The organism is Ruegeria sp. HKCCD9138 (assembly GCF_057220975.1).
Genome location: NZ_JBWVAZ010000018.1, coordinates 37,502 through 52,064, shown reverse-complemented (window position 1 = coordinate 52,064; position 14,563 = coordinate 37,502). Strand labels below are relative to the sequence as shown.

At 56.1% G+C, this 14,563-nt stretch carries 13 protein-coding genes; 8 read left to right on the top strand and 5 right to left on the bottom strand.

What is annotated here, in order from left to right; genetic code table 11:
• Nucleotides 1-2: 2 nt before the first annotated feature.
• From AC2TEL_RS21000 to AC2TEL_RS20985, 4 genes are all read right to left on the bottom strand, one after another.
• Nucleotides 3-884 carry a carbohydrate ABC transporter permease gene (locus AC2TEL_RS21000; protein WP_480844468.1) on the bottom strand — a complete coding sequence of 294 codons (882 nt, stop codon included), beginning with the start codon at nucleotides 882-884 and terminating at the stop codon, nucleotides 3-5.
• Complete coding sequence (locus tag AC2TEL_RS20995; RefSeq protein WP_480906758.1) at nucleotides 884-1,801, bottom strand: carbohydrate ABC transporter permease; 918 nt, start codon at nucleotides 1,799-1,801, stop codon at nucleotides 884-886. Before AC2TEL_RS20995 ends, AC2TEL_RS21000 begins: the two co-directional genes overlap by 1 nt.
• An 81-nt stretch (nucleotides 1,802-1,882) precedes the next feature.
• Nucleotides 1,883-3,133 (bottom strand): ABC transporter substrate-binding protein, encoded by a 1,251-nt coding sequence (locus tag AC2TEL_RS20990; RefSeq protein ID WP_480844466.1) that lies wholly within the window; start codon nucleotides 3,131-3,133, stop codon nucleotides 1,883-1,885.
• A gap of 178 nt (nucleotides 3,134-3,311) precedes the next feature.
• Nucleotides 3,312-3,965: a TetR/AcrR family transcriptional regulator gene (locus AC2TEL_RS20985; RefSeq protein ID WP_480844465.1), complete on the bottom strand. Its 654-nt coding sequence runs from the start codon at nucleotides 3,963-3,965 to the stop codon at nucleotides 3,312-3,314.
• Between the two features lie 266 nt (nucleotides 3,966-4,231).
• Between AC2TEL_RS20985 and AC2TEL_RS20980 the strand changes: the two genes are divergently transcribed.
• The 8 genes from AC2TEL_RS20980 (at nucleotide 4,232) to AC2TEL_RS20945 (ending at nucleotide 13,610) form a co-directional block, all read left to right on the top strand.
• Entirely contained in the window at nucleotides 4,232-5,335 is a 1,104-nt protein-coding gene (locus tag AC2TEL_RS20980; RefSeq protein WP_480906756.1) for a sugar ABC transporter substrate-binding protein, read from the top strand.
• A gap of 95 nt (nucleotides 5,336-5,430) precedes the next feature.
• Entirely contained in the window at nucleotides 5,431-6,396 is a 966-nt protein-coding gene (locus AC2TEL_RS20975) for an ABC transporter permease (protein ID WP_480844463.1), read from the top strand.
• A 9-nt stretch (nucleotides 6,397-6,405) separates the two neighbouring features.
• Nucleotides 6,406-7,914 carry a sugar ABC transporter ATP-binding protein gene (locus tag AC2TEL_RS20970; protein ID WP_480844462.1) on the top strand — a complete coding sequence of 503 codons (1,509 nt, stop codon included), beginning with the start codon at nucleotides 6,406-6,408 and terminating at the stop codon, nucleotides 7,912-7,914.
• Between the two features lie 10 nt (nucleotides 7,915-7,924).
• Nucleotides 7,925-8,866 (top strand): ABC transporter permease, encoded by a 942-nt coding sequence (locus AC2TEL_RS20965; RefSeq protein WP_480906754.1) that lies wholly within the window; start codon nucleotides 7,925-7,927, stop codon nucleotides 8,864-8,866.
• On the top strand, nucleotides 8,863-9,900 hold the full coding sequence (locus tag AC2TEL_RS20960; RefSeq protein WP_480844460.1) for a zinc-dependent alcohol dehydrogenase: 1,038 nt from the start codon (nucleotides 8,863-8,865) through the stop codon (nucleotides 9,898-9,900). Before AC2TEL_RS20965 ends, AC2TEL_RS20960 begins: the two co-directional genes overlap by 4 nt.
• A 20-nt stretch (nucleotides 9,901-9,920) precedes the next feature.
• Nucleotides 9,921-10,478 (top strand): hypothetical protein, encoded by a 558-nt coding sequence (locus tag AC2TEL_RS20955; RefSeq protein ID WP_480844459.1) that lies wholly within the window; start codon nucleotides 9,921-9,923, stop codon nucleotides 10,476-10,478.
• Between the two features lie 28 nt (nucleotides 10,479-10,506).
• Complete coding sequence (locus AC2TEL_RS20950) at nucleotides 10,507-12,009, top strand: aldehyde dehydrogenase family protein (RefSeq protein ID WP_480844458.1); 1,503 nt, start codon at nucleotides 10,507-10,509, stop codon at nucleotides 12,007-12,009.
• Entirely contained in the window at nucleotides 12,006-13,610 is a 1,605-nt protein-coding gene (locus tag AC2TEL_RS20945; protein WP_480906751.1) for a GMC family oxidoreductase, read from the top strand. The genes AC2TEL_RS20950 and AC2TEL_RS20945 overlap by 4 nt, the downstream gene beginning before the upstream one ends.
• Nucleotides 13,611-13,684: 74 nt before the next feature.
• On the opposite strand, the gene AC2TEL_RS20940 is transcribed toward AC2TEL_RS20945, so the two are convergent.
• Nucleotides 13,685-14,503 carry an aldo/keto reductase gene (locus AC2TEL_RS20940; protein ID WP_480906748.1) on the bottom strand — a complete coding sequence of 273 codons (819 nt, stop codon included), beginning with the start codon at nucleotides 14,501-14,503 and terminating at the stop codon, nucleotides 13,685-13,687.
• Nucleotides 14,504-14,563: the final 60 nt, after the last annotated feature.

Genomic DNA, 14,563 nt, shown 5'->3' with positions numbered 1-14,563 from the left:
GGTTACCCCTTAACAGAGCCCGCCATCAGGCCGCGCACAAAATAGCGTCCGGCAACGATGTAGACGAGCAGGGTTGGCATTGCGGCAAGGATCGCACCTGCAAAATGGACGTTGTATTCCTTTACGCCGGTCGAGCTTTGCACAAGATTGTTCAGGGCGACTGTCATCGGGGCACCATCGCCCGAGGCGAAGGAGGCACCAAACAGGAAGTCGTTCCAGATGTTGGTGAACTGCCAGATCACGCAAACCACGATAATCGGGCCCGACGAAGGTAACAGGATTCGCCAGAATATCTGAAAGAATCCGGCGCCATCGATTTGAGCAGCCCGAACCAATTCGGTTGGGAACGCCGCGTAGTAGTTTCGGAAATACAGGGTCGAAAATCCGACACCATAAACCACATGGACCAGAACCAGTCCTGCTGTCTTGCCGGACAGGCCAAGAACGCCGAGGATGGCAGCCATGGGGATCAGGACGATCTGGAACGGGATGAAGCAGGAAAACAGCATCAACCCAAACAGGATCGTGTCGCCGCGGAACCTCCATTTTGTCAGGATGTACCCGTTTAAGGCCCCAAGCACCGTAGAAATGGCGACGGCCGGGACGACCATCGAAATCGAATTCCAGAAATAGGGCCGGAGTCCTGTCGGTTCGACCCCGACCTGTGCGGTGGACCACGCTTTTGCCCAGGGCTCCAATGTGAAGGCACTTGGAAGGGACATCATTCCGCCGCCCGTTATTTCGGAAAGCGGTTTCACCGAATTTACCATCATGACGTAAAGCGGAAGCATGTAGAACAACACGAACAGGATCAGCACCACGTAGATTAGCGTCCGGGCGAAGCGGCCCGTGCGGATGGCGGTATCTGAGCTTGCGAATGCCATCACTTCTTCTCCTTCAATTCAGCGTACAGGTAGGGGATCATTATCGCTGCGATTGTGATCAGCATGATGACCGCCGAAGACGCGCCTATCCCCATCTGATTGCGGCTGAAGGTATAGGAATACATGAACGTTGCGGGCAGCTCAGTCGCCCTGCCGGGACCGCCCCCGGTCATCGCGATTACAAGGTCGAAAGTCTTGATCGCCAGATGGGCGAGGATCACGAACGCCGAAAGAAACGCGGGCCGGAGCTGCGGAATGATGATGCGCCGATAAAGATTCCAGTTTGACGCGCCGTCCATCTGCGCGGCTTTCAGGATTTCATTGTCGATCCCGCGCAACCCGGCCAGAAACATGGCCATAACAAAACCCGAAGTCTGCCAGACGGCCGCGAGAACGATTGTATAGATTGCGAAGTCGCGGTTTTTGATCCAGTCGAATTGGAAATTCTCCCACCCCCAGGCTTGCACGATGTTTTCAAGCCCGATGCCCGGATCCAGAAACCACTTCCAGGCTGTACCGGTCACAATGAAGCTCAGAGCCATGGGGTAGAGATAAAGTGGGCGTAAAAAACCTTCGCCTCTGATCTTCTGATCCAACAGGATGGCCAGTGTCAGACCGATAATCGTACAGACAACGATATAAAGGCCGGCAAAGACGGCCATGTTGGTCAACGCGATCTCCCAGTGGGACAGTTTGAACAGTTTTTCGTAGTTCGCCAGTCCAATCAGGTCGAAGGTGCGCTGCCCGTCCTTGTCGACGAACGGTAGAATACGGCTGTCCGTGAAAGAAACATAGACTGTGAACAGTATGAACCCGTAAACAAAGATCAGGACCATTGCCAGTGACGGCGAAAGGACAAGCTTGGGAATCCGGTTCTGTAGACGGGTTTTGAAATCCGCCTCGGCAGCCGTGGCCATGGCAACTCTCCGAAAGGCAGGTTATGCGAAAATAGCAAGGGCAGGCAGGGCGAGCGATCAGGACCGCCCTACCAGAGTAGATTATTTGGCGATGGAAACCGCGTCGACCAATTCCAGAACTGCCGTTTCGCTGTCGTACTCGCCGTTGAAATGCGCGGTGACCACGTCATAGACCGCATTCTTCACCGAAGCTGGAGCAGCATGGCCGTGTGCCATCGAGCCGAACAGGTTGCCCGACGATGCAGCCGCCGCAAGGTCCTTCATACCCTGCTGGCCACAAGCGTCCAGCTCGCTTCCATCCACGTCTGTTCGTGCAGGGACGGAACCCTTCACCTTGTTGAACGCGATTTGGAAGGATGGTGACAGGATCGCGCTGGCCAGTGCGGCCTGCTCTACAGAAACAGTGCCACCCTGATCGAACATCATGAACTGATCCGCATTGAATGTGACCTGATCCTGAGTGCCCGGGAAACGGAAGCACAGGAAATCTTCGCCGGGAGTTTTACCTGCGTTCAGGAACTCACCCTTCGCCCAGTCACCCATCATTTGGAAGCCGGCCTCACCATTTATGACCATCGCCGTCGCCAGATTCCAGTCGCGGCCCGAGAAATTATCGTCGACGTTTTCGCGAATGAACGCCATCCTGTCGAAGGCTTCTTTCATCGTGTCTGAACCCAGCGCCTCTTCATCTAGATCGATGAAGGCGGCTTTGTAAAACTCCGGCCCGCCCGCGGACATTGCTACCGCGTCGAACACGGTCGCATCCTGCCAGGCCTGGCCGCCGTGCGCGATCGGCGTAACGCCTGCTGCATTAAGTGTTTCAACTGCGGCTACAAAATCTTCCCAGGTTTCGGGCACTGCAATTCCGTTGGCGTCGAGCACGGATTTGTTGGCCCAAACCCAGTTGGTAGAATGCACATTGACCGGTGCAGAAATCCACTTGCCATCAACTTTGGCAAAGAATTGCAGCGCTTCGGGCACAACGTCATCCCAACCTTCCTTGGCGGCTAGGTCGTTCAGATTCGCCAGTGCACCTTGGTTACCCCAATCCAGAATGTCGAAGCCCAGTGCCTGAACTGCAGTGGGTGGGTCGCCCGCGGTGACGCGAGCACGCAGAACGGTCATGGCCTCGGTGCCGCCGCCACCTGCAACCGGCATGTCCTGCCAGCCTACACCCTGGCTTTCAAGGTCTTGTTTGAGCACGTTCAGCGCTGCTGCTTCACCACCCGAAGTCCACCAATGCAGAACTTCCACATCTTCGGCATGTGCAGCTGTGATGGAAAGGGCAACAGCCGTTGTCGAAAGTTTAATAATGCTGGTTATCTTGTTCATGCTTTCCTCCCTTATGAAACTGTTGTAACTGTGTGGTTACTTGCTAATATTGGCGCAAGGCTTCATTGAGTCAAGAATACATATCCTGCGAACGACGATCACACCAAATTATTGCCAAAATTCGGAGCGCACGTGGATCAGGAGAATTGCCTTTCAATCTCCCGTTGCGATCAGATCTCTACATTTGAGGGCGTTCATTTTGAACGATCCGCAGAATGCTATCGACGTTGAAGTCCAGGCGCTCGTTTAGTGCCTGCTCGTCCATCATGTCACGTTGAAACAGGAATGAGCCGGTAAACCTGTTCGTCAGGTAATAATACCCGATGGCGGCAATGGTGATGTTTAGCTGCGTGGCGTCAATGCCAGAGCGAAATTCACCACTTTCTTCGCCGCGCTTCAGAATTTTTTCTACCATCTGAACAAGTCCTTTGGTCGATTCTGGAAGACTCGAAAGGGACTTTATGTGTCGTGCTCGGTGCAAGTTCTCACTATTGACGAGCGTAATGAACTCGGGATTTTTGAGGTAGTATTTCCAGGTAAACCGTACCAGTGATTCAAGTGCATCAGATGGCGACAGGCTTTCGAGATTCAACTTGCGTTCTGCGTTTCGGATATCAAGATACGCAGCTTCCAGAACTGTGCGGAATAAATCCTCTTTGCTGCCGAAGTAGTGATAGAGCATGCGCTTGTTCGCATTCGCACGCTCGGCAATTTCATCTACCCGCGCGCCACCCAGACCGTGTTTGGCGAACTCCTTCTTAGCGGCCTGTAGAATCCGCGCTTTTGTCGCCTCAGCATCTCTTTTCTTTTTGTTTTTTGTATTCTCGACCACCGCGAGCTTCCTTTCTTACAGGCTTTTCAGCGCGAAAATATTAGGTCAATGCGTTCCTTATGCCTGACCTTCAGAAATCAAAAAAGCACAGCTTCAGGCTGTACAATGCTGTTTCTACCCCATTCTTAACGCTTGACATAGCCCTTCGTAAAGAAGTAACTAGTTAGTGCATTAAGGGCGCGGCATCCCGCTGCGCGGATATGTGCCGGGGAGGGGCTGAACAAGGATGTCCGCGGTCCCGAGTGCTAATCGAAAGGGAGGACGCTATGTCATTTATCAAGAAGTATATCGAGCAGGAGACTATAACCCGCCGCAACTTTCTGCTGGCCTCTGCCTACGGTTTGGGCGGGGCTGCAGTCTCAAGCATGCTGGGTGGAGTGGCCCGAGCCGCCATAGCGGATCCAACGATTGCGTGGTCATATCGCAACCGCACCAATCCGTATTGGAACGAAATCGTTTCTGGTGGCGAAGCTTTTGTTGAAAGTCTGGGCAAGCCTAAAGACTTCCTGACACATTTGATCAACGAGGGATCGTCAGAGAAGTCGCTTGCAGACGTTAAGGCGTTGCTTTCCAAAACCAACGGTGAGCTGGCGCTGGCCATCGATACCAACGATGCACCAAATGCCCGTCCGGTAGTGGAATCGTGCGTGGAAGCGGGTGCCTATGTTTCGACCCTATGGAACAAAACCGATGATCTGCATCCGTGGGACTTTGGCGACAACTATGTCAGCCACATGAGCTGGTCAGACGAAGGCCCGGCAGAACAAACAGCCCGCATACTGTTGGACGCAATGGGTGGGTCTGGAGGCGTTGTGCATCTGGGCGGTATTGCATCGAATAACCCGGCTATCGAGCGTCTGGCAGGCCTCAAGACCGCACTGAAAGACTATCCCAACGCCGAGCTGTTGGCCGCCGAACCGGCGGATTGGGACACGCAGAAAGCCAACCAAGTCATGAGTGCTTTCCTGACGCGTTACGGCGACGAGATCAAAGGCGTCCACTGCGCCAACGACACCATAGCTTACGGCGTGCTCGAAGCTCTACGCGCCGAGGGTATCGAAGACATGCCGATCGTGTCCTATGACGGCAACCCCCAAGCTGTGCAACTGGTGGGCGAAGGCAAGATTCTGGCCACTGTATTCACAAACCCACATTGGGGTGGCGGTATCACCGCGGCACTCGCATATTACGCGGCAACTGGTCATTTCAAACCGTCTGAAGAACCGCACGAACACCGTGAATTCTACGGTCCGACCATCATGGTCCGTCCTGAGGATGCGCTGGCGTTCAAAGCAGAGTATCTGGACAGCGTTCCGACCTATGACTGGAAAGACTTCTGGTCCACGTCGAACGGTCAGATTCAGTACTAGCAAGGCGTCGCGGGCCGGTGTTCGCACCGGTCCGTCCGTCTGAGCTGGGTACACTCACCAGGCGGCTATGCAATTCACTCAGTGGGAGGAAGCACATGAGTAATGTGCTGAAACGGGATGTTCTGATCAAATGGGCGCCCCTGATTGTCCTTATCGTCCTGATTTTGTTCTTTACCGCAATGGAGCCGCGTTTCTTCTCGCTGCGAAATTTTGCGCGGATCGGTATCTCGTCCACACCGGCGCTGATGGTCGCCATCGGCGTGACTTTCATCATCATCATGGGGTCTATTGACCTGTCGATGGAGGGCACTGTTTCCGTCTGCGCGGTTGTGTTCGCCTTTGCGTTTATCGCCATGGGCGGGACGCTGGCCTCATGGGGATGGCTGGCCCTTCCGCTTGCTCTGCTGGTTGGTGCCTCAATCGGGTTGGTGAACGGTCTTGTCCATGTTTTGCTCAAAATTCCGTCCTTCATGGCCTCTTTGGCGATGGGTTTTGTTGGCACCGGGTTTGCATTGCTGCTGACCGGCGGAGACCGGATCAGGGTCGAGGATGATCTGTTCCGCTCGCTTCTGACCGAGCGCTGGTTTGGCTTCCCGATCATGTGCTACGTGGCGCTGATCTTCCTATTGATTGCTTGGTTCATCCAGTCTCGCACAACGCTGGGGCGCAACTTCTATGCCGTGGGCGGGGGTGAGGAACTGGCCCATGCTTCGGGCCTGAACGTCAATCGTGTGCGGATCATGGGCTTTGCGCTGGCTGGCGTGTTTTATGCGGTAGGCGCGCTGCTGGCCGTCGGCCGGATCGGGATTGCCGAAACCGCAACAGGGTCGAACTTCATGTTTGTGTCGATCACTTCAGTCGTCGTGGGTGGCACCGCGCTGTGGGGTGGCATTGGCGGTGTCTGGAACACCTTGGTGGGTGTTCTGATCGTGAACGTCATTAACAACGGCATGGTTGTGATCGGGTTACCCGGCTACGTGCAAGACGGCGTTCTGGGCGTTCTGGTCATTGCTGCGGTGGTTCTGTCGACCGACCGTAAATCCGTGACCTTCGTGAAATAGGGGCGGCAGATGTACGAACTTATAAACGTTGACAAGAAATTCCCCGGGGTCCACGCACTGAAATCCGTCGATTTCAAGATTGGACGGGGCGAAATCGTCGGGCTGGTCGGTGAAAACGGTGCCGGGAAATCGACCCTGATGAAGGTCATCTATGGCGCCTATCAGCCCGATGGCGGCGATATCACCATCGATGGCACAAAGGTTCGCTTTCAGAACCCGCGTCAGGCGATGGATCACGGCATCGGCATGGTGTTTCAGGAACAATCCCTGATCACCAACCTGACCGTGATGGAGAACATCTTTCTGGGGTTCGAGCAGCAATTCGTCAACTATGGCGTGATCAATTGGAAAGCCATGGCCGATGCCGCGCGCCAACAACTGGCCAAGGTCAAACTGGATATCGACCCCGGTATGGTCACCTCAAAGCTGTCTTTCGCGCAACGGCAACTGGTCGAACTGGCCAAGGTTCTGACGCTGGAGGAGCGGATCGACGGCGATCTGGTCATCCTGCTGGACGAGCCGACCTCGGTTCTGGCCAAGGAAGAGGTTGAACTGTTGTTCAGTTTGGTGCGCGAACTCACCAACCGCGCGTCGTTCATCTTTGTCAGCCACCGTATGGATGAGGTTCTTGATCTGTCCGACCGCATCTATGTGATGAAAGATGGTGAGGTTGTCGACGTAGTCACTAAGGGCGAGGCCAATGTAGATGCGATCCAGCACAAGATGGTCGGCCGGGATGTGGACAAGGAATACTATCGCGAGCAGAAACAGAAGCCCTATCAGGCCGAAGCAAACCCGCTGGTAGCCTTCGATAGCGTTTCACTGAACGGAAAGTACTCGGACATTTCCTTTGAATTGCGTCCGGGAGAGGTGCTGTGCCTTGTCGGGACCGAAGGATCAGGTCGCGAAGCGATCCTGCGCACGATTTTCGGGCTTGAGACGCCATCATTGGGAACCGTGACGCTCAAGGGTGAGGCTGTTGGCAGGTTCAACGCGCAAGCAGGTGTCGCGGGGGGCGTGGGTTACATCCCGCGCGAACGTAAAGTCGAAGGCATCGTCGCGGGAATGAATGTCTATGAAAACATGACGCTCAGCCAGATGGGAAACTATGCCAATTCCGGTGTGCTGCGGATTGGTGAGGAAAAATCGCTGGCCCGCCAATGGATAGATCGCCTCGCGATCAAGACGCCGGATGTCTACAAGGATTGCGGCGGGCTGTCCGGGGGCAACCAGCAAAAAGTTGTTCTGGCCAAATGGCGATCCGCCGGATCCGATATCATTCTGCTCGACCATCCGACGCGCGGTCTGGATATCGGCGCGAAAGAGGATGTCTATGACATGGTACGCGAAATGTCGGATGACGGCGTCGGCATCATTCTGGTCGCGGATACGCTGGAAGAAGCCATTGGGCTTAGCCACACGATCATCGTTCTCAAGGACGGTGTCGCACAGAAACGTTTCGATTGCAGCCCGGGGGACAAGCCGTCGCTGTATGACCTTGTCCACCACATGATCTGAGGCCCGCGCCATGAGTTTTGAACGCATCAAACCCCATCTGCCCTGGATCACCTTGCTGGCGCTTGTGCTGGTGGTTGGTCTTGCCGACGCGAATTTCCTGCGCCCGGCCAATCTGATTTCGATGATGGCGGATATCGTGCCGCTGTTCATCATGGCGCTTGGCATGACCTTTGCGATCTATATCGGCGGTATCGATCTGTCGGCCCAATCAATTGCAAATATGACAACCGTTGTGGCCACCATCGCTTTGCCAACCTTTGGCATTGGAGCGGCGCTGATCTGCATTCTGTCGGGCGTGGTTCTGGGCAGTGTCTCGGGCTATGTGACGACGCGACTGTTCGTGCCATCCTTCATTTCAACGCTGGCTGTTGGCGGTATCGCGTTTTCGACGGCGCAATACCTGTCGGGCCAGCGCGCCCTGTTCATGGATGCGACGCTGCGGGATGCGACCTTCGGCTGGATGACCGAGACAGTTTTTGGTCTGCCAAGTGAGCTGATCATTGCCGCGATCCTAGTTCTGGGCGCGTGGTTTCTGCAATCGCGAACAACATTTGGACGCGCTCTCAAGGCGGTTGGTGCGGGTGAACCTGCAGCTGTCGCCTCGGGTCTTAATGTCAACCGGATCAAGATCATGGCATTTGCCTTGTCCGGTGGACTTGCGGCGATTGCGGGTTTGCTGTTCTCGGTCAAGCTGTCCGGTGGCTCTCCCACACTGGCGAACGGATTCCTGCTGCCTGCAATCGTTGCGGTTCTGGTTGGTGGGACACCCCTGACCGGTGGCGTTGGCGGCGTAATCAACACCCTGATCGGTACGCTGATCGTTGCGGTGATCCGCTCCTCGATGCTGTATTTCGAGGTGGATGCCACGCAACAGCAGATGGTTTTTGGCCTGATCCTGATTGCGGCAATTGCCCTGACGATCGATCGATCAAAACTCAGAGTCGTGAAATGACCGGGACCATGAAAGCCGCAGTCCTGATCAGGCCGGGACAATTCGAGGTGCGAGACGTGCCCCGCCCCGAGCCCGGCCGGGACGAGGTGTTGGTCCGCATATCGCGGGTCGGCATATGCGGCACGGACATGCATATCTTCAATGGCCACTATGCGGCGGAAAACCTGCCGATGATCCCGGGCCACGAGTTCACCGGCGCCATAGCGGCAATCGGGGAAGATGTCACAGGTCTTGACGTTGGTACGCCGGTCGTAGTGGACATGAACATTGGTTGCGGAACCTGTTATTGGTGCAGGCGCAACGAAATCCTGAATTGCCCCGAAATGAAGCAAATGGGCATATCAATGGATGGCGCATTTGCCGAATATATCTCGGTTCCTGCACGATTGGTCATTTCGACCCCCGACGATGTCCCTGCGGATATTCTGGCATTGACCGAACCGTTGGCCTGCGTTGTCCGCTGCGCCCGCAAGGCAAATGTTACCTTTGGTCAGTCCGTTGTGGTTTTGGGCGCCGGTCCGATCGGCAATCTGCATGTGCAGCTATTGCGCGCGATTGGTGCCGCTCCGATCATTGTGGCTGACGTATCGGAAGACCGTGTGCACATGGCCCTGCAGAATGGTGCGGATGCCGGTGTTTCCGATCCTTCGGAGCTGAAACAGACGGTTTTGCACCATACTGACGGGCGCGGTGCGGATATCGTCATCGAAAGCGTTGGATTGCCGATCCTGTATGAGCAGGCGATGCAACTGATCCGCAAAGGCGGCCACATCGCGGCCTTCGGCTTGACCGGAGCCGGTGAGACGTTGCCCGTCGATATCCTGCAGACAATCCTGCAGGAAAACTCGATCAAAGGGTCTGTCGCAGGTATGGGCCAGGACATGCACGATGCCCTGATTTTGCTGACGCATGGCCGGATCAATACCGACCTTTTTACGCGTGCCGCTTACCCGCTGGATCGCATTCAGGAGGCGTTCGATAGCTTCCCTGACCGGCCAATGGATTTGAAGACCCAGATTGTCATGGCGCACTAGTCAAACGGGAGGAACTGCAAATGACCGTTGAAGTCTATATGTCGAAACCCGAAGGCATGATCCCCAACAGCCGCTTCCCGCTGTTGATCCATCGCGGAGCGATGCCCGGGGGCGGGGTGGATGCGGTCAAGGCGCGGTTCCGCGCAAATGGCTGGGGCAACAACTGGGAGTATCCCGGCGTTTACGAATACCCACATTTTCATTCGACCTCACACGAATGCCTAGGCTGCGCCGCCGGTTGGATGGAATTCAACCTGTCTGTGGAAGGCTGGACCAAAGTGCGGATCGAAGCCGGTGACGTGATCGTCATGCCCGCCGGTGTCAGCCATGAGATGGTTGGACGCTCGGACGACATCATGATGTGCGGCGGCTATGCCGGAGGCCGCGACTGGGACAACATTCAGGAAGCATTCCTGACGCCCGAGATGTATCAGGCCGCCGTCAAACGGATCATGATGCTGCCAATCCCGGACAAGGATCCCGCGACCGGAGAGATCTTGCACCAATGGCATGATGCGCCGTCTTCGGTTGATAGCGGATGGAATGAATTTCGCGACAGGCTGGATGCGTCAGCCTGAGTCGTAACGCAATGATGGAGCACATCAAATGGATCAAAAGAGCCACATTCTGAAACCGCCGTCTGAGCCGCGGGAGTTTGGTTTCTTCGTGGACGGGCAATGGGTGCCTGCCGGAGACCGGGAAGTATTCGAACGATCCTCGCCCGGTCACGGTGTTCCCGTAACCCGTATCCCCCGCTGCACCGAGGACGATCTGAACAATATCGTTGCCTCGGCCAGGGCGGCCTTCGATGATCGCCGCTGGTGCGGGTTGTCCGGCGCTGATCGTGCCGCGATTCTTCTGAAGACAGCAGAGCTGATCCGTGCCCGCACGGATGAGATCGCCTATTGGGAAACTCTGGAAAACGGCAAGCCCATAAGTCAGGCGCGGGCCGAGGTTCAGGGCACCGTTGGCATGTTCGAGTTTGCCTCGGGTCTTGCGCGCGCGTTGCATGGAGAGAGCTTCAACAACAGCGGTGACGGGGCAATGGGAGTCGTCACCCGTGAACCCGTTGGCGTTGTAGGTCTGATCACGCCCTGGAACTTTCCGTTTCTGATCCTGTGTGAACGGGTGCCGTATATCCTTGCCTCGGGGTGTACGATTGTCGCCAAACCTTCCGAAGTGACCAGCGCGACAACACTGTTGCTTGCGGAGATTCTCAGTGAAGCCGGGCTGCCTGATGGTGTGTTCAATGTGGTCACCGGATCGGGCAGTGTGATTGGCCAGAAACTGGCCGAGCATATGGATGTCGACATGCTGTCATTCACCGGCTCGACTGCTGTGGGCCGGTCGGTGGTTGCGGCTGCGGGCCAGAGCAACTTCAAGAAGCTGGGGTTGGAACTTGGCGGAAAGAATCCGCAGATCGTGTTTGCGGATGCCGATCTTGAGGATGCCGCCGATGGCGTCGCTTTTGGCATCGCATTCAATACCGGGCAGTGCTGTGTCTCCGGCGCGCGGCTGCTGGTGGAACGCTCTGTCGCTGATGAGTTTTCAAAGATGGTGGCAGACAAGCTGCGCAATGTGCGCGTCGGTGACCCGCTGGACGAACGCACGCAAGCTGGAGCGATCACCACGGATGCGCAGAACCGCACTATCCTGTCCTATGTCGCCAAAGGTCAGGAAGAGGGTGCGACCCTGCTGACCGGCGGGACTACGCCCGAGATATCCGGCGGGCAATACATAGATCCGGTCGTCTTCACCGATGTCACAATGGATATGGCGATTGCTCGGGAAGAGATTTTTGGGCCGGTTCTGGTTGTGATCCCGTTCGATACGATTGACGATGCCATCGCGATTGCCAACGATACGGAATACGGTTTGGCCGCCAGTGTCTGGACCAAGAATATCGACAAGGCCCTGACCATCTCGCGCCGGGTTCAGGCGGGCCGGTTCTGGGTTAACACCACGTTGGCAGGAGGTCCGGAACTGCCCATTGGTGGATTCAAGGCATCGGGCTGGGGCCGCGAGGCCGGGATGCACGGGGTCGAGGAATATACGCAGGTCAAATCGATCCATGTCGAGATTGGCAAGCGGACGCATTGGGTGGAATGATGGCGCAAAGCGGGTACGATTATGTGATTGTCGGGGGCGGTGCGGCCGGGTGCGTTCTGGCCAGCCGTCTCAGTGAAGACAGCAATGCGCAGGTATTGTTGCTGGAAGCGGGCGGCAAGGACAGTCATCCGCTGATCCATATGCCGGTCGGGTTCGCCAAGATGACCGACGGGCCGCACACCTGGGGATTTACGACCGTACCGCAGGTGAATGCCAACAATCGCGAAATCCCCTATGCCCAGGGCCGGGTCATCGGTGGCGGCAGTTCGATCAACGCTGAGGTCTTCACCCGCGGCCACCCCGCGGACTATGACCGTTGGGCCAACGAAGAGGGCTGCGAAGGCTGGTCGTTCAAGGAGATCCAGAAGTACTTCGTCCGCTCGGAACGCAACGCCATCTTGTCCGGCGACTGGCACGGAACCGAAGGCCCCCTCGGTGTGTCGAATATCGCTGCGCCGCAGGAAATGACGCGCGCGTTTGTGCGTTCGTGTCAGGAGGCGGGCATCCCCTACAACCCCGACTTCAACGGTCCGGTTCAGGAAGGGGCAGGGGTCTATCAGACCACAATCTGGAACGCGAAACGCTGTTCGGCTGCGGTGGGCTATCTGAAACCAGCGCTGTCGCGCCCCAACTTGACGGTCGAGACCGGCTGTCAGGTGCATCGCATTTTGATCGAAGGTGGACGCGCAACAGGGATAGAATACGACAAGGTCGGGCAGGTCCGGACGGTGACCGCCGATCAGGAGGTCCTGGTGACGTCTGGTGCCATCGGAACGCCCAAGCTGATGATGCTGTCGGGCGTTGGCCCGGCCGCGCACCTGCGCGAGCATGGGATTGAGGTCAAACACGATCTGCCGGGGGTCGGCGAGAACCTGAATGACCACTTCGGGATCGATATCGTCGCGGAACTGAACGGGCATCAAAGCCTCGACAAATACAATAAACCGCATTGGGCGGCGTGGGCCGGAATTCAGTATTACCTGTTCGGGTCGGGGCCGGTGGCATCGAACGTGGTAGAAGGCGGCGCGTTCTGGTATGGTGACACATCCGCACCCGTGCCCGATTTGCAGTTCCATTTCTTGGCAGGTGCTGGTGCCGAAGCCGGTGTGCCAAGTGTCCCCAAGGGCAGCTCGGGTATCACTCTGAACTCCTACACTGTGCGCCCCAAGGCGCGGGGAACCGTGCGGCTGCGGTCAAACCGGGTCGAAGACATGCCGCTGGTCGACCCCAATTTCCTCGGGCATCCCGATGATCTGAAAACCTCGGTCGAGGGTGTGAAGCACAGTGTCGAGATTTTCCGGCAGAAAAGCTTGCAGAAATACATCCGCCAGATCCGTTTTCCGGATGACAGCGTCAAGACACAGGCCGATTTCGAAGCCTATGCGCGGCAATTTGGGCGCACGTCCTATCACCCTACATGCACCTGTAAAATGGGCGTGGATGATATGGCGGTGGTCGATCCGCAAATGCGGGTGCATGGGGTTGACGGGCTGCGGATTTGCGACAGCTCGGCCATGCCCAGCCTGATTGGATCAAACACCAATGCCCCAACAATAATGATGGCAGAAAAAGCTTCTGACATGATCAGGGGTAATCACTGAGCTGTTCCGCTCTCAAAGGCTTGGATAACTCCCCGAACTGGCGGTGCCGAATAATGGCACCGCCGTTTTTTTATTCAGTCCCACTCAGGCGCCCAAGGCACCAGATCTTCGGTAACGATTCTGTAGCCGGTATGGGTCAATGTATCGATCCGGTCCATGTCGATGCCGGACAGGGTGAAGTCCATTACGTCGAAATTGGCCTGGATATTGGCGCGTTTGGTCGACATCGTGTTGATCGAGACGCCTTTTTGCAGAATCCACCGCAACACGACCTGACCTACGGTCTTTCCATAGCCTTCACCGATTTCGGCAAAGATCGGATTCTTGAAAACTTCGCCGCGCGCAACCGAGCAATAAGACGACAGCGGAATCCCGGTTTCGCTGGCTGCGGCAAGCAAGGTGTCCTGGTTCAGCAAGGGGTGAAATTCTACCTGGTTCGTTACCAGCGGAGTGTCGATGATTTTAGTTGCGTCCCGCATCATCTGCGCCGTGTAATTCGAAACGCCGATATTCTTGGCCAGCCCTTTCGCGTGCGCTTGTTCCAACAGTTTCAGAGATGGCGCGATGTCGCCGCCAACTGGGGGCCAGTGCAAAAGCAAAACGTCGGCATAATCCAGTCTCAGTTTCTTTAGGCTTTCTTCAACAGAGGGCAAAAATGCCGCTTCGCTGAAACTGTCAGGATGGACTTTGGTGGTGACGCAAATCTCGTCGCGGGCAAGGCCAAGCTCTGCCAATGCATCGCCGGTTTCCTTTTCGTTTTCATACATTTGCGCGGTATCAAACGAACGGTATCCAACCTCTGCCGCGATCATCATGGCGTCCCGAAGTTCGTTCCCTGTCAGTGGAAACGTGCCAAAAGTGCGCTGATTGGTATTTTGAAAGTAGATATTCATTGCGGTCCTCCCTGATATCAGCCTTGTAAGTAACTTATTGGTTACTTGATGTCAGGTCAA